Source organism: Paenibacillus sp. JNUCC 35 (assembly GCF_058269095.1).
In genome coordinates this window covers 1996642-2011639 of sequence record NZ_CM177771.1, presented here as the reverse complement: position 1 = coordinate 2011639, position 14998 = coordinate 1996642, and the positions used below count along the sequence as shown (strand labels likewise).

Genomic DNA, 14998 nt, shown 5'->3' with positions numbered 1-14998 from the left:
TTCTCTATATGTTTCGTGTTGTCTATTCGTTTGTTTCCGTCCAGGCGATTTTGCCGCCTGCCATCGTCAGCACCGGCCAGCCTTTCAGCTTCCAGCCCGTGAACGGCGTGTTGCGACTCTTGGACAAAAATGCCGCCGGATCCACTTCTTTTTCGGTTTCCAGATCAACCAGCGTAAGGTCCGCGTCGCTTCCAACCTGCAGCCGTCCGGATTCCAGTCCGAACACTTCGGCCGGTTTGGAAGTCATCCGCTCGATCAGGAAGCCCAGCGACCATTTGCCCGTCGCGACAAACTTTGTATACAAGAGCGGGAAGGCCGTTTCGAAGCCTACGATCCCGAAAGGCGCAAGCTGCATGCCCTTGGCTTTCTCTTCCTCGCTGTGCGGCGCGTGATCGGTCACGATGATATCGATGGTGCCGTCCTCCAGCGCCTCGATCACCGCTTCCACGTCCCGCTTGGAGCGCAGGGGCGGGTTCATTTTCCAGTTGGCATCCATGCCCGGAATATCTTCTTCGGAAAGGAGCAGGTGATGCGGGCAAACTTCCGCCGTCACCTTGACGCCGATTTGCTTGCCCAGCCGGATCAGCCGTACGGATTGCTCCGTGCTCACATGGCAGATGTGGTAGTGCACGCCCGTCGTTTCCGCCAGCAGGATATCGCGGCCTACATGGATCGCCTCCGACTCGTTCGGTATTCCTTTAAGCCCGTTCTTGTCGGCGAACGTCCCTTCGGAAACCGGCGCTCCGGCTACCAGCGTCTCGTCCTCGCAGTGAGCGACGATCGGCATGCCGAGTTCAGCCGCCCGCTTCATCGCGTCTTTCATCATCTGGGCGCTCTGCACCCCGACTCCGTCATCCGTAAACGCCACGACTCCGGCGTCTTTCAAGGCTTCGAAATCGGTGAGTTCGCGGCCGAGCTGGTTACGGCTGATGCATCCATAAGGAAGAACTTTCACGCCGTTTCCTTCGTTCTCCGCTTTGCCCTGGATGAGCTTAACCGTTTCGACGGTATCGATAACCGGCTTCGTATTCGGCATGCAGGCGATCGTGGTGTAACCGCCCCGTGCTGCCGACCGCGTTCCGCTTGCTATCGTTTCTTTGTGTTCGAAACCCGGTTCGCGCAAATGCACGTGCATATCGATAAAGCCCGGAGAAACCAGCTTGCCCGCCGCTTCTATAACCTCATGTCCGGTTGTGTCCGGCTGCTCCTGTCCGGCTGTGACCGCCGCGATTTTGCCGTTTTCCACCAGCACATGCCCCGTCGTTTCCTTACCGGAGGCGTCCAGCATTTTTCCGTTTAAGATCCACATTCCCATGCCGTTGTCCTCTCCTCTATAGAAAAGCGGTTATTCGCTCTCGCCGTTGCCGCTTCTGAATTTATATGTTCAACTTGTCCAAGTCGTTTCCGTTTGCCGGCTGCTCTTACCGTTCCCTGCCGGCCTGCTTTAGCTGAGTGTCCGTTCGATTACAGCCATGCGGATAGGTACGCCGTTATGAATCTGGGTAAAAATCTTGGAGCGGGCGTGTTCCACCAGCTCGTCGTCAAGCTCCACGTTCCGGTTGACCGGAGCCGGATGCATGATGATCGCGTGCGCCGGCATCTGCTGCAGCCGGTTCATCGTAAGCCCGTACTTGGCGCGGTATTCTTCGGCCGAAGAGATCATGCCCTTCTCGTGCCGTTCCAGCTGGACCCGGAGCATCATGACCACGTCAGCCTGCAGCGCTTCTTCCATCGATACATATGGAGCGTAAGCAGACAGCTCGGGCGCCTGCATGTTGGCCGGTGCGCAGAACTTGACGTTCGCTCCCATCTCACGGAGCGCCCACAGATTGGAGCGGGCCACGCGGCTGTGCAGAATGTCTCCGATGATGGAGACGGTGAGCCCCCGCAATTCGCCGAAGTGGCTGCGCATGGTGTACAGGTCGAGCAGCGCCTGCGTCGGATGCTCGTTGTTTCCGTCCCCGGCGTTAATCAGGGGGACGCTGATTTTCTCCGCGAGCTCGGCCAGCAGACCGACCGGCTTCAGCCGGATCACTCCCGCGTCGATTCCCATCGATTCGAGGGTCCGGACCGTGTCGTAAATCGACTCGCCTTTCTGTACGCTCGATTCCGCCGCGGAGAAATTCAGCACCTGAGCTCCCAGTCTTTTCTCCGCCATTTCAAAGGAAAAGCGGGTCCGTGTGCTGTTTTCAAAAAAGAGATTCGAAACAAAGGTCCCCTTTAACCGGTTCGTCACTTTATCCGGATGATTTTCCCAGAAATCCGCCCGATCCAGGATTGCTTTAATTTCAGAAGCGCTGACCCCTTTCAGACCGATGAAATGGTTCGCTGTGCGTGATTTAACGGCTCCCATCATTCGTTCCCCCTCTGCTGCTGGATAATGACCACTCGGTCATGTTCGTCTACTTCTGTCAGGTGAACTTCGATTTTCTCAAGCTTTGATGTCGGCACGTTCTTGCCCACATAATCGGGCCGGATAGGCAGTTCCCGGTGTCCCCGGTCTACGAGTACGGCAAGCTGGATCATCTCCGGTCTTCCGAGGTCAATCAGGGCGTCCAGAGCAGCCCGCACCGTGCGTCCCGTAAAGAGCACATCGTCGAACAGGATGACTTTCTTGCTCTGAATGTTCAGATTGTCTCCGCCCGGCACCGTATCCACGGACCGCACTTTCACCCGGTCGTCGCGGTAGGAAGTAATATCGATCTCCCCGACCGGAACCGGAACGCCTTCGATTTCCTGAATCCTCTCCGCCACCCTCTGGGCGAGGTAGATGCCCCGTGTACGGATTCCGATCAGCATACAGTTGCCGACCCCTTTGTTTTTCTCCAGTATTTCGTGGGCAATCCGGGTCAAAGCCCTTCTTACTGCCATTTCATCCAGCAGCACATGCATATGTTCGCTCATGTCGACTGCCTCCTTCTGTCGGGTACGCGTTTCTCGAATTTCGGCCATAAAAAAACCTCCTTGCTCCGAAGGCAAGAAGGTTAGCGCATGTGCAGAAACAGACGGGTGCTTGGAACCGAAGGAAGTTGCAGCTAACCGCCGCAATACGCTCTCCCCCGGAGTCTGCTCCTGCTTAAACGTTGACCTTGCCAGCCTCTCTGGACTGATTTTAAAGGTACCCTATTCACTTGAAGCCCATTATCCCATTTTCGACAAAAGAAGTCAACCGTAAAAAAACATACTTTTACGCATTTCTCCGCGTGTTTACCCCCGTTATTTTGACTCTGTCCTGCGTATCCTGTCGTTTTTTCGGACAATCTATCGCGTAAGCGCTTTTCATCTGCTATGATGATAAAGATAACGTACCCCAGGAGGAGTGGAAGTATGACACAGATGAATACCGAAGAAATTATCCAGTTTATTAAAACCAGCCAAAAGAAGACACCCGTGAAAGTATATGTAAAAGGAAACCTGGAAGCCGTTGATTTCGGAACGGGCATCCAATCCTTCATTTCCGGTAAAAGCGGTGTCCTGTTCGGCGAGTGGACGGATATCCAAGCCATTATCGAATCCAATCAGCAGAACATAGAAGATTACGTAGTCGAGTCCGACCGCCGCAACTCCGCCATTCCTCTTCTTGACCTGAAAGGCATTAACGCGCGTATCGAGCCTGGCTCCATCATCCGCGACAAAGTCTCCATCGGCAACAACGCCGTTATTATGATGGGAGCGGTTATCAATATCGGCGCTTCCATCGGCGAAGGCACGATGATCGACATGAACGCCATCCTCGGCGGACGCGCTCAAATCGGCAACATGTGCCACATCGGTGCCGGAGCGGTTGTAGCCGGAGTGATCGAGCCTCCTTCCGCACAGCCTTGCGTAGTCGAAGACGATGTTCTTGTCGGCGCTAACGCCGTTATTCTCGAAGGCGTACGCATCGGTCAAGGTTCCGTCGTGGCCGCGGGTGCCGTTGTAGTGGAAGATGTGCCTGAATTCACGGTTGTAGCCGGTACGCCTGCCCGTGTCATCAAGAAAGTCGACGACAAAACGAAATCCAAAACGGAAATTTTGAAAGAGCTTCGCGAGCTGTAAACCCTGCGGGTTTTCCGTTCACGTTCCGCTTGTACATAAAAAGAACAACACCGGCATGCGCGCATCCTTCCTGAAGGCAGGCGGACTGCCGCTGCTGTTTGGCCCAGCGCTTCCGGCGCCGGGCCCTTTTTTCAATCTAGCGGATGTAAATTCAAACGAAAGAAGGAGAGAACGACTGTGACCAGCCCGTTTATTGAACTGCGGCGCCAGCTTCACCGGATACCCGAGCCGGGTTTCCAGGAATTTAAAACCCAGCGCATGCTGCTCGATTATTTGCAAACTCTGCCCCAGGAACGGATGGAAATCCGCACGTGGCGCACCGGCATTCTGGTGTATATCAAAGGGACGAATCCTTCCAAACGCTTCGGATACCGGGCCGATATGGACGGCCTGCCGATTCCGGAAGAAACCGGCTATCCGTTTCAGTCCGAGCACCCGGGATATATGCATGCCTGCGGGCACGATGTGCACATGTCCATCGGCGCCGGCCTTGTGACGCAGTTCGCTCAGCGCCCGATGAAAGACGACCTCGTCGTCGTGTTCCAGCCCGCGGAAGAAGGTCCCGGGGGAGCGCTCCCTATGCTGGACTCCGCCGAACTAAGCGACTGGATGCCGGAGCAGATGGTCGGCCTTCATATCGCGCCGGAATATCCCGTCGGCACCATCGCGGTCAAGCCCGGCATCTTGTTCGCCAATACGTCCGAACTGTTTATCGACCTTAAGGGCAAGGGAGGCCACGCGGCGTATCCGCATCTCTCCAACGACATGGTGGTCGCCGCTTCCCAGCTTGTCGGGCAGCTTCACACGATTGTGTCCCGCAACATCAATCCTCTCGACTCGGCCGTTGTCACGATCGGCAAAATGAGTGCGGGCACCAAGCAGAACATCATCGCCGAGAACGCCCGGCTGGAAGGCACGATCCGCACGCTCTCCGCCGAATCCATGCAGCTGATTAAAGCGAGAATCGAAGGAGTCGTTCACGGTATCGAATCTTCATTCGACTGCACGGCGTCCATTGATTGGGGCTCCAATTACCTTCAAGTGTATAACAATGAAACGCTGACGCTGGAATTTATGGACTGGCTGCAAAAAACGGATACAGCCGCTGGAGCCGGCGTGTCTGGCGGTTCCTTAGCTGACAAATCCGCAACCGGCACCGTTTACGGCTCGGAATCTGCCGAAGCTGGCCAGGCGCAAGCAGACAGCCCTTCCTCCTGGTCCGAGCCGCAGATCCCCGTCCGTCTGTACGAATGCACAGAGGCGATGACGGGTGAGGATTTCGGTTATTTCCTGGAGAAAATCCCGGGCTTTATGTTCTGGCTGGGCGCCGAAACGCCTTACGGCCTCCATCATGCCCGCATTGAACCCGATGAAAGAGCCATCGGTGTAGCCATCCGGACAGTGGACAGCTACCTCCGCTGGAAATCCGCACAGTCCGGTTAAAAAAATCCCCTTTATCTCCCCTCTGCCAGGCAGCGGGTCGGATAAAGGGGATTTTTTTATAGGCACGCGGCGGGAGATCAGCTCCGGTCGAGTTTGCGGATGAAGGCCTCCAGCCGGTCCAGCGCTCCGTCGAGTACCTCCTGCGAATACGCGTACGACAGCCGGATGTAACCTTCGCCCAGCGGTGAGAACGCGTCTCCCGGAACGACCGCGACCCGCTGCTCTTCCAGCAGCCTGTAAGCGAACTGTTCCGATCCGAGCCCGAACCGGGCAATTGAAGGGAACAGGTAGAAAGCTCCCTGCGGTTTAACGGCTTCCAGTCCCATCGACTGGAGCCGGCCGTACACGTGCTCCAGCCTGTTCTCGTAGGCCTGGCGCATCGGAAGAGCATCGTCACGGCCTGCGGTGAGCGCCGCGACAGCCGCATACTGCGAGATGGAGCTCGCGCAGGTGACGTTGTACTGATGCACCTTGACCATGTGCTGCGTCAAGGCTTCCGGGGCAAACGTAAAGCCGATCCGCCAGCCGGTCATGGAATGGGATTTCGACAAACCGTTGATTACGATCGTCTTCTCTCTCATGCCCGGCAGGGCGGCAATCGAAGCGTGCTCGGATCCGTACACCAGCTCGCTGTAAATCTCATCGGAAATGACGTAGAGGTTCCGGCTTCCCAGAAGAGCTGCCAGCTCGGCCAGTTCCGCGTTGGTCATGATCTGCCCCGTCGGATTGCTCGGATAGCCGAGAACGACGCAGCGTGTTCGCTCCGTCAAATGAGGCTCCAGAGCGGCTGCGGTCATCTTGAACTCGTAAGGCCGCGTGTCCACATAAACGGGGACTCCGCCGCACAGCCGGATCAGCGGTTCGTAGCCCGGATAAATCGGCCCGGGCAAAATAACTTCCGCTCCCGGCGTCAGAATGGTTCTTAGCGTAATGTCGAGCGCCTCGCTTGCCCCCGTCGTCACGATGACTTCGCTGCCCCCGTCATAGGACAGCCCGTATTTGGAGCCGACAAAGTCCGCCGCGGCTTTTCTAAGCTCCGGAAGTCCGGCATTGGGCGTGTACACCGTCCTGCCTGCCTGGAGCGCTTTCTGCGCGGCCTCCACAATATGGGCGGGCGTCGGAAAATCCGGCTGTCCCATCGTTAAAGCCAGTGCGTCCGGCATTGCCGCGACTTTATTCGCAATTTTACGGATACCCGAAATTTGAATTTCTTTTACCTGCGGATTAATGATTGGTTGCATACCGACTGCTTCCCCTCTCCAAAGGTTCGCTTAGTTTTAAAAAAGAGGGACCGGCTTCCGCCTGTCCCTGATTGTCCTTACAGATTGCGCAGACGGTGTAAAAGATCCGCCATATCCTCCGGAATCGGCGCCTCGAATTCGAGCCGTTCTCCTGTCCGCGGATGGGTAAAACCGAGAATCTGCGCGTGAAGCGCTTGACCGTCCATGGTCATCCCCTTGCTGCGGCCATAGGACGGGTCTCCGACGAGCGGATGCCCGATGAACTTGAGATGGACCCGGATCTGATGAGTCCGGCCCGTTTCAAGTTTAAGCTCCACCAGCGTATACCCGTCAAACCGCTCCAATACGGCAAAATGCGTGACCGCGTGTTTAGAGTTTTTGTCCGTCACGGTGTACAGCTTGCGGTCATAGCTGTCCCGACCGATCGGGGCGTCAATCGTTCCGTGGTCGTGCTGCAAATTCCCGTGGACGAGCGCCACATATTTGCGGGTCACGCTGTGCTCCTTAAGCTGCTCGGCCAGACTTGCATGGGCCTGATCGTTTTTGGCGATCATCAGCAATCCGGAAGTGTCCTTGTCGATGCGGTGAACGATGCCGGGTCTCATAACCCCGTTGATGCCCGACAAGTCTTTGCAGTGATGCATCAGCGCATTCACCAGCGTACCGCTGTAATGACCGGGAGCCGGATGCACCACCAGTCCGCGCGGCTTGTTGATCACGATGACGTCCCCGTCTTCGTAAACGACATCCAGGGGGATGTTTTCCGCGGCGATATCCAGCGGTTCGGGATCCGGAATGGCAAGATCGACGACCTGCCCTTCGGACAGCTTGTAGTTAGGCTTTACGTTCCGGCCGTCCACCCGGGCATGACCGTCTTTAATCCACTGCTGAATTTGCGTACGCGACACTCCGTCCAAGGCATCGGACAGAAGCTTGTCGATTCTTTCGCCGTTTTGCCCGGCCTCGACCTGCCAGCGCGTCGGTTCGCTTTCCGTTTCATCCATGCCGTTTTGTTCCAACTCATTGTTGTTTTGTTCGCTCATGATGCCGTCCCTCTTTTTTCATTTTTCCAACTGATGATCGAATCGATAAAAATCAGAATGACGCCGATGACGATCGCGGAGTCCGCCACGTTGAAAATCGGGTAAATGTAGTCGACCGCTTTGCCGAAAAAGGAAAACTGAAAATGCAGTTGAAGGAAATCGACAACCTCGCCGAAAAGAAGACGGTCCAAGAAATTCCCTACCGCGCCTCCCAAAAGCAGAGCGAGCGCCAGCGACATCAGCTTCTGCCCGGCTTTACGGGTCCTGTTGAGATACAAAACGACTCCAACGACGATTATCAAAGTAGCCAGGATGAAGAACCAGCGCTGGTCCTGCAAAATTCCGAAGGCGGCGCCGCGGTTGCGGTGCGAAGTCAGCTGGAAGAACTCGCCAATCACCGGAATGGAGTCATGCAGCGGAATGTTTTTAACCACGAGCCATTTGGTCCCCTGGTCAATCAAAAAGACGATAAGTGCAAGTAAATAATAATACAACGGGATTCCTCCTCTGACGACGGCTTGTCGCGTGTCGCCCGTTAAACGTTTGGCTGCGGTGCTTTCATTTTCCACACTAAAAAAGGGAGCCTTCGTAAACCCTATTGCTGCAGGCCACCTTCCGAAGGGAGATGTACCCCCATGCGTATACTGACTTCCAATCAAACGGATCAACTCAGACAGCAGCTTTTAATTGAAAAAAAAGAACTTAAAGAGCAGTTGGAGCTCGACGAACACTTCGGAATGTCCCAGGCCATGGGCGAGAACACCGGAGAGTTGTCCACGTACGACAATCATCCCGCCGATCTGGGAACGGAAATGTTCGAGCGGGAAAAAGACATCGCTCTGCTTGAAAATGCCGAACGTCATCTCGATCAGGTCAATCTCGCATTGGAAAGGCTGGCTGCCGGCACCTACGGAATTTGCATCGAGTGCGGCAGAACCATTCCCTACGAGCGTTTAAGCGCTATTCCGACAACCCAGTACTGCCTGGAGCATGTGCCGAACCGGCACGCATCCGACAGAAGACCGGTGGAAGAGGAATTTCTTGCCCCGCCTTTCGGACGGACCAGTCTGGACGAACGCTCCGACCAAAATCAGTTTGACGGCGAAGACGCCTGGCAGATCGTGGAGAGCTGGGGCAATTCCGACTCTCCCGCCATGGCGGAAGATCCGAACATAGGCGATTATAATGCCATGTACGTCGAGGCAGACGAGCTTGACGGCTACGTGGAACCGTTCGAAAGCTTCCTTGCCACCGATATTTACGGCAATCATGTATCCGTTATTCGCAATAAAGCCTATCGCTCTTATATGGATAATCAAGAAGGAGATCCTCTTCTTGAGCCGGATTATACATCGGAAGAAACGCAGAGCTGAACAAGCGGCTCTGCGTTTTCCTTTGTAACGCACCCGGTTAATAAAACCGGCGCCCTTCCAGTTGAAACTGGACATACTCCACAAGGTCCGCAATGTAGGTGCCGATAATGGGCAGGTTCAAAGCGCCCAGAGCTTTCAGTGCGTAGAGAATGGTACCGGCGAATACGGTAATGCCGAGACCGAGCCCCACTCCTCTGGAAATCCCCGCTATGAGATTCGCGAAAATGAGTCTGCGCGGCTTGTTCATCAGCGTCACGTAATCGGCAATTTGCGTCCGTTCGATATTGGCCGCTAATTCGGTTACTTTCTCATGGATATGATGAATGAGCCGTTTTTCCTCATCGCCCGTAAGGGCGGCATTGGTTGGCAAATCCCGGTGCTCAAGCTCCGCATGTTCCTCCGGAGCTTGGGCCTTAACGGGTTTGTTCCGTTCGTTCCGTTCTTCGTTCAGGTTATCCAAGAAAATCGCTCCTGCAGATTTGGTATCCCCTATCTCCACACGGCGGCGAATTTCATTACCTGGGCTGCGTTATTCGAGGCGGGAAACTACTTCCGCACATCTTGCGCACAGAGTCGGGTGTTCTTTGTTCTGCCCAACTTCCGGCGTGACTATCCAGCAGCGTTCGCATTTCTCTCCCTCGGCGACGGACACCTGCACAGCAAGATCCTGAGCCTCATAGCTTCCTTCCGGCGCTTTCTCGGACGGATTATGCAGGGTGGCGGCCGAGACGATGAAGAGCGTGTCGAGCTTGTCGAAACCGCTGAGCAGCTTGAACGCCGCATCGCTCGGGTACAAATCAACCGCGGCGCTCAACGAGTTGCCGATTGTTTTGTTCTTGCGCGCTTCTTCCAGCGCTTTAAGCACCTCGTCGCGGATATTCAGGAAGCCGTCCCACTTCTGTTCCAGCTCCTGATTATACACATCCGTGCGGATCTCCGGTAGTTCGCTGATCTGTACGCTGTCCAGCTCCACGCCGGGGATGTATTTCCACACTTCGTCAGCCGTATGAGGCAGGATCGGCGCAATGAGCTTCGTGATAGCAAGCAATGCGTCGTAGAGAACCGTCTGCGAAGCTTTGCGGGCGGAATCGTCGGCCGCGTCCGCGTACAGGCGGTCTTTGATGATATCCAGATAGAACGAACTCATCTCCACGGCGCAGAAGTGATGAACCGCTTGATAAACGACATGGAACTCATATGCGTCATAAGCTTTGGTTACTTTTTCCGTCATTCTGTTGAGGCGGATAACGGCATACTGGTCCAGCTCGCTCATTTGAGCGAAATCCACACGGTCCTTCACCGGATCGAAATGGCTCAAATTGCCCAGCAGGAAACGGAGCGTGTTGCGGATTTTACGGTACACTTCCGTAATCTGGCTCAGGATGTTGTCGGAAATCCGCACGTCGGACTGATAATCCACCGAAGATACCCACAGACGCAAAATGTCGGCGCCAAGCTTGTTGCACACTTGACTCGGATCGACAGTGTTGCCGAGCGACTTGGACATTTTGCGGCCTTCTCCGTCCAGAGTAAAGCCGTGGCTCAAAATTCCCTTGTACGGGGACTGGCCTTTTACCGCCACGCCCGTGATCAGGGAGGAGTTGTACCAGCCGCGGTACTGGTCGGAACCTTCCAGGTACAGATCGGCCGGCCACTGCAGTTCGGGACGCTTGGCCAGCACTCCCGCATGGGAGGAACCCGAATCGAACCAGACGTCCATGATGTCCGTTTCTTTGCGGAACTCGCCATGGCCGCATTCCGGACAGGAAAGGCCTTCCGGCAGAAGCTCCTTCTCCGTCATCGTGAACCACGCGTTGGAGCCTTCCTTTTCGAACAGTTGGGCCACATGCTCGATGGTCTCATCGTTTACGATCGGATGATTGCAGCTGCGGCAGTAGAAAATCGGAATCGGTACACCCCACACGCGCTGGCGGGAAATACACCAGTCTCCGCGGTCCGCGATCATGTTGTGAAGACGGATCTCCCCCCAATTAGGCGTCCATTTGATTTTTTTGATTTCTTCCAGCATTTCATCGCGGAATTTATCGATGGAAGCAAACCACTGCTCCGTCGCCCGGTAAATAACCGGCTTTTTCGTACGCCAGTCATGCGCGTATTGGTGATTGATGGAGGAAGCGTGAAGCAGGTGTCCGCTGTTTTCCAGCCATTCCAGAATCGTTTTGTTTCCTTTTTCGTAGAAAACGCCTTCCAGCCCCGGCGCTTCCGCCGTGAAATGTCCTTGATCGTCCACCGGACAAAGGACGCCGATCTTGTATTTTTGCCCGACGATAAAGTCGTCCTCACCGTGGCCGGGAGCGGTATGAACGCAACCTGTACCGGCCTCCAGCGTAACGTGCTCGCCCAGCATGACAAGCGACTCCCGGTCGTAGAACGGATGCTTGCAGGTCACGTTCTCCAGCTCGCTGCCTTTAACCGTGGACACGATGCTATAGTCCGTCCAGCCGATTGCCTTCGCAGCCGATTCCAGCAAACCTTCGGCCAGCACGTATTTTTTGCCGCTCACTTCCACGACAGCGTACGTAAAGTCCGGGTGAACGGAGATGCCCAGATTCGCCGGGAGCGTCCAAGGTGTCGTCGTCCAAATGACGAAAGCCGCTTCCTGAGGAAGCTTGCCTTTGCCGTCCGCTACATCGAAAGCGACATAAATGGACGGAGACGTTTTTTCTTTGTATTCGATCTCGGCTTCAGCCAGAGCGCTCTCCGAAGAAGGAGACCAATACACCGGCTTCAGGCCTTTGTAGATGTAGCCTTTTTTGACCATTTCACCGAAAAGCCGGATTTGCTCGGCTTCATATTCCGGCTGCAGGGTGATATAAGGATGATCCCAGTCTCCTCGGATTCCGAGACGCTTGAACTGTTCCTTCTGCCGCTCCACCCACTGGAGCGCGTATTCTTCGCAGTATTTACGGAATTCGGCAACGGACATCTTTTTGCGGTCCACTTTGCCGCTATTGGCGATAGCCTGCTCGATCGGCAGTCCGTGCGTATCCCAGCCCGGAACATACGGCGCATCATAGCCCTGCATCGTTTTGAAACGGACGATAATATCCTTAAGAATCTTGTTCAGCGCATGGCCGATATGAATGTCCCCGTTGGCGTACGGAGGCCCGTCGTGCAAAATGAACTTCTCCCGCCCTTTGCGGCTTTCCTGCACTTTCGCGTAAATATCGTTTTCTTCCCAATGCGCCTGCATTTTGGGCTCCGCCTGGGGCAGGTTACCTCTCATCGGAAAGTCCGTTTTCAGCAGCTGCAATGTTTTTCCGTAATCCAAAATGATTCACTCCCTAGTCTTAGTACGCTGATTATCCCTTCCGGGACAATTCCTTCTAGCTCTCTAAAATACAAAAAACTTCTCCATCCCAAAAGGGACGAGAAGTTAAGCTCGCGGTACCACCCTTGTTAGACCGTTCCGGTCCGCTGCCATCCCCTCAAACAGAAATCCGGTTCCCGCATGAAAGAAATGACGACCGGTTGTCAGTCTCACTCGACGAATCGATAACGGAATTACCCGATGCTCTCTACTTCGCTTTTCAAGAGACGCTCCTGGGGGATTTTCGTCCGCTGCAGAGATTAGGCTCACACCCACCCTAACTCGCTGACACTGCTGTACGGAATACTTGGCCCAGTCATCGCTTTACGAAAGATTCAGTTACCCGAAGTATATCTAATCCGGGTCTGGTAGTCAATGAAACCCGTTCTTGGAAGCCGATTACTTCTCGAGTTCAAGCACCTTATCGTGATCGAGCGTCTTCCAGCCTTCATCCTGAAGGAGCTCCAGCTGCGCTTCGAGCAGAGTGCGGAAACGTGTGCGGTAGATGCTCGCCTGCTTCTTTAGCTCTTCGGTTTCCATCGAAACTTTACGGGAACGCGTCAACGATTCGTTGATAATCCGGTCGGCGTTCTTCTCCGCTTCCTTGAGTACAAGCTGTGCTTCTTTCTTCGCGTTGTTCTTCACTTCGTCGGCGGCTTCCTGCGCGACAATAATCGTTTTGCTCAACGTTTCTTCAATATTGGAGAAGTGATCCAGCCGTTCCTGCAGCGCCAGAATTTGGTTTTGAAGCTCTTTGTTTTCACGGATAACGGCCTCGTAGTCCTTGATGACCTGGTCCAGAAATTCGTTCACGTCATCTTCGTCATAGCCGCGGAAAGAGCGCGCAAATTCTTTATTATGTATATCGAGTGGTGTTAAGGGCATGGTGCACCTCCTAGAATGTTAACCGGTGGAGAGTTTGTACGGTTCAGTTAAGAAATAGAATTTCGACAGAAAAGCGAAAAATCCTTTATTCCTCGCACTTAAAAATAGGTTAAACGTATTTGCCCACTTTCATGCGGGTTCTGCCTTTCTTCGTCACTCCTTCTATTTCCAGGACACGAAAACGCCCAAAGCCCTGCAAAGAAACGACGTCGCCTTCCTGCAGGGGGACGCTCGGATTCTCTTCGGGCTTCCAGTTCACTTTGCATTTGCCGGCTCCGATCGGAATGAGAACTTTGGCCCGGCTTAATCGGAATACATCGCTTACAATTCCATCCAGACGGAGAGAAGCTACGGACAGCGACATCTCCTCCAGTTTGACGGCGGACGGTCTCAACTTATCGATCGGCAAAATCTCGGTCGTCACATGGACGCGATGCACTTGGCTAAGATTGAGATGAAGATAATCGGCCGCTTCTTCCGCCACGACGAAATGGCAGCCCTGTTCGGATACGTTAATATCCCCTACCTTGTCCCTTTTCATGCCGAGCGCCAGAATCGCTCCCATATAATCGCCGTGACTAAGCGCCTGGAACTTGCTGTCACCGGATTCTACGGACAGGACTCTCAGCCCCATATCTTCGCCCGAGAGATCCAGGTAATCCGGCCCGAGAATCGCTCTCTGGCGTTCCGCATCCGGATACCCGCCATCCAATCTGCAGTTCACGTCGGGGTTGCGGTTAACCAGTGTACGCAGGATAAAAGCTTGCCGGGGATCGAGAAAGTCCGTCCGCTTCACTTTGTGATGGGCGGCGTTCTCGACCCACTCCTGGGCCCGGTCCACGAAAACATGCTCATCGGGATGAAAATGCCCGTAGATATCTTTAGCCACTAGAATATCCTCAAAATGTAGCCGACCACGACTTTAAGGCCTGCGACGACGAGCCAGAATACGCCCATGGCAACGATCGGAGAAATATCAAGCGGGCCGATCGGCGGGATAAAACGGCGGAATGCGCTCAGATATGGCTCCACGAGTTTCGCCAGCAGTTCGCCGATAAAGCTCTCGCGAGCATTCGGGAACCAGGAAAGCAGCACGTAACCGAAAATCATATAAAAGTAAATTTGGGCCAATGTATCAATCAACCCGTAAATGTTCATGACCAACCGCTTTCACCTCAACCTTTTTGTCCACTGCTAAGCTTCATGCAAAAAATCCGAGATCGATCCCTGAATTTCTACGGAATCCGGGGCGCACAGGAAAATATTCGGTCCGATCTTGGAGATCGATCCGTTCAGCGCATAAACGGTCCCGTTCAGGAAATCGAAAATACGTACCGCTTGTTCAGGACGAACCCGCTGCAAATTCACGACGACGGTCCGGCGGGAACGCAGATGATCCGCAATCTCCTGGGAATCGTCGAAAGAATGAGGCTCGTGAAGCACTACGCGGCTGTTTTTCTGCGAATGAATGCTCACAATGTTATTTTTACTCTGTTTCGTACGTTGTTCCTGCACCGGGGTTTCAGGTTCTTCGGGAGTTTCTACAATTCTTTCCCGTTCTACAACCTCTTCTTCTTCCTGCAGTCCGATAAAATTCATAAATTTATTCATAACGCCCATCCGACGCTCCTCCTCTGTGGAAAA

The 14998-nt window shown here is 54.4% G+C and carries 15 protein-coding genes and 1 other annotated feature; of the genes, 3 read left to right on the top strand and 12 right to left on the bottom strand.

The window, feature by feature from the left end:
- Positions 1-22 precede the first annotated feature (22 nt).
- From pyrC to pyrR, 3 genes are all read right to left on the bottom strand, one after another.
- Complete coding sequence (pyrC, locus tag AC2TF6_RS09195) at positions 23-1315, bottom strand: dihydroorotase (RefSeq protein ID WP_491310774.1); 1293 nt, start codon at positions 1313-1315, stop codon at positions 23-25.
- A 129-nt stretch (positions 1316-1444) separates the two neighbouring features.
- Positions 1445-2356, bottom strand: a complete 912-nt coding sequence (locus AC2TF6_RS09190) for an aspartate carbamoyltransferase catalytic subunit (RefSeq protein WP_218228421.1) — start codon at positions 2354-2356, stop codon at positions 1445-1447.
- Positions 2353-2904, bottom strand: coding sequence for a bifunctional pyr operon transcriptional regulator/uracil phosphoribosyltransferase PyrR (gene pyrR, locus AC2TF6_RS09185; protein WP_218228420.1), 552 nt, complete (start codon positions 2902-2904; stop codon positions 2353-2355). The genes AC2TF6_RS09190 and pyrR overlap by 4 nt, the downstream gene beginning before the upstream one ends.
- 423 nt (positions 2905-3327) lie before the next feature.
- Between pyrR and dapD the strand changes: the two genes are divergently transcribed.
- Entirely contained in the window at positions 3328-4038 is a 711-nt protein-coding gene (gene dapD / locus AC2TF6_RS09180; RefSeq protein WP_009671804.1) for a 2,3,4,5-tetrahydropyridine-2,6-dicarboxylate N-acetyltransferase, read from the top strand.
- 177 nt (positions 4039-4215) lie between these two features.
- Positions 4216-5481 carry an N-acetyldiaminopimelate deacetylase gene (locus AC2TF6_RS09175; RefSeq protein WP_491310773.1) on the top strand — a complete coding sequence of 422 codons (1266 nt, stop codon included), beginning with the start codon at positions 4216-4218 and terminating at the stop codon, positions 5479-5481.
- Positions 5482-5558: 77 nt separating this feature from the next.
- Here the strand turns inward: AC2TF6_RS09175 and AC2TF6_RS09170 are convergent, their stop codons facing one another.
- The 3 genes from AC2TF6_RS09170 to lspA all read right to left on the bottom strand — a co-directional run bounded on the left by AC2TF6_RS09170 (position 5559) and on the right by lspA (position 8259).
- Positions 5559-6722: an aminotransferase A gene (locus AC2TF6_RS09170; protein ID WP_491310772.1), complete on the bottom strand. Its 1164-nt coding sequence runs from the start codon at positions 6720-6722 to the stop codon at positions 5559-5561.
- A gap of 77 nt (positions 6723-6799) precedes the next feature.
- Positions 6800-7765: an RluA family pseudouridine synthase gene (locus tag AC2TF6_RS09165; RefSeq protein ID WP_491310771.1), complete on the bottom strand. Its 966-nt coding sequence runs from the start codon at positions 7763-7765 to the stop codon at positions 6800-6802.
- Positions 7762-8259 (bottom strand): signal peptidase II, encoded by a 498-nt coding sequence (lspA, locus tag AC2TF6_RS09160; protein WP_009671789.1) that lies wholly within the window; start codon positions 8257-8259, stop codon positions 7762-7764. Before lspA ends, AC2TF6_RS09165 begins: the two co-directional genes overlap by 4 nt.
- Positions 8260-8400: 141 nt before the next feature.
- Here lspA and AC2TF6_RS09155 point away from each other — a divergent pair, with 141 nt between their 5' ends.
- On the top strand, positions 8401-9138 hold the full coding sequence (locus tag AC2TF6_RS09155; RefSeq protein WP_326052845.1) for a TraR/DksA C4-type zinc finger protein: 738 nt from the start codon (positions 8401-8403) through the stop codon (positions 9136-9138).
- Positions 9139-9175: 37 nt separating this feature from the next.
- Here the strand turns inward: AC2TF6_RS09155 and AC2TF6_RS09150 are convergent, their stop codons facing one another.
- The 6 genes from AC2TF6_RS09150 to AC2TF6_RS09125 form a co-directional block, all read right to left on the bottom strand.
- Complete coding sequence (locus AC2TF6_RS09150) at positions 9176-9598, bottom strand: DUF5665 domain-containing protein (RefSeq protein WP_491310770.1); 423 nt, start codon at positions 9596-9598, stop codon at positions 9176-9178.
- A gap of 69 nt (positions 9599-9667) precedes the next feature.
- Complete coding sequence (ileS, locus tag AC2TF6_RS09145; RefSeq protein WP_491310769.1) at positions 9668-12430, bottom strand: isoleucine--tRNA ligase; 2763 nt, start codon at positions 12428-12430, stop codon at positions 9668-9670.
- Between the two features lie 90 nt (positions 12431-12520).
- Positions 12521-12798, bottom strand: a binding site (T-box leader).
- A gap of 70 nt (positions 12799-12868) precedes the next feature.
- Positions 12869-13354, bottom strand: a complete 486-nt coding sequence (locus AC2TF6_RS09140) for a DivIVA domain-containing protein (protein ID WP_009671797.1) — start codon at positions 13352-13354, stop codon at positions 12869-12871.
- A 109-nt stretch (positions 13355-13463) separates the two neighbouring features.
- A complete protein-coding gene (locus AC2TF6_RS09135) occupies positions 13464-14243 on the bottom strand; it encodes a YlmH family RNA-binding protein (RefSeq protein WP_491310768.1) in 780 nt (259 codons plus the stop codon).
- The gene (locus tag AC2TF6_RS09130; protein WP_009671841.1) at positions 14243-14518 is read right to left on the bottom strand and encodes a YggT family protein; all 276 of its coding nucleotides are present in this window, start codon (positions 14516-14518) and stop codon (positions 14243-14245) included. The genes AC2TF6_RS09135 and AC2TF6_RS09130 overlap by 1 nt, the downstream gene beginning before the upstream one ends.
- Before the next feature lie 30 nt (positions 14519-14548).
- Positions 14549-14974 (bottom strand): cell division protein SepF, encoded by a 426-nt coding sequence (locus AC2TF6_RS09125; protein ID WP_009671786.1) that lies wholly within the window; start codon positions 14972-14974, stop codon positions 14549-14551.
- Positions 14975-14998 lie beyond the last annotated feature (24 nt).

Excerpts from the sequence above, each read along its gene's own strand:
- AC2TF6_RS09125 (WP_009671786.1), bottom strand. The coding sequence starts at position 14,974 with ATGGGCGTTATGAATAAATTTATGAATTTTATCGGACTGCAGGAAGAA.
- AC2TF6_RS09140 (WP_009671797.1), bottom strand. The coding sequence starts at position 13,354 with ATGCCCTTAACACCACTCGATATACATAATAAAGAATTTGCGCGCTCT.
- AC2TF6_RS09190 (WP_218228421.1), bottom strand. The coding sequence starts at position 2,356 with ATGATGGGAGCCGTTAAATCACGCACAGCGAACCATTTCATCGGTCTG.
- AC2TF6_RS09165 (WP_491310771.1), bottom strand. The coding sequence starts at position 7,765 with ATGAGCGAACAAAACAACAATGAGTTGGAACAAAACGGCATGGATGAA.
- AC2TF6_RS09170 (WP_491310772.1), bottom strand. The coding sequence starts at position 6,722 with ATGCAACCAATCATTAATCCGCAGGTAAAAGAAATTCAAATTTCGGGT.
- pyrR (WP_218228420.1), bottom strand. The coding sequence starts at position 2,904 with ATGAGCGAACATATGCATGTGCTGCTGGATGAAATGGCAGTAAGAAGG.
- pyrC (WP_491310774.1), bottom strand. The coding sequence starts at position 1,315 with ATGGGAATGTGGATCTTAAACGGAAAAATGCTGGACGCCTCCGGTAAG.
- AC2TF6_RS09155 (WP_326052845.1), top strand. The coding sequence starts at position 8,401 with ATGCGTATACTGACTTCCAATCAAACGGATCAACTCAGACAGCAGCTT.
- dapD (WP_009671804.1), top strand. The coding sequence starts at position 3,328 with ATGACACAGATGAATACCGAAGAAATTATCCAGTTTATTAAAACCAGC.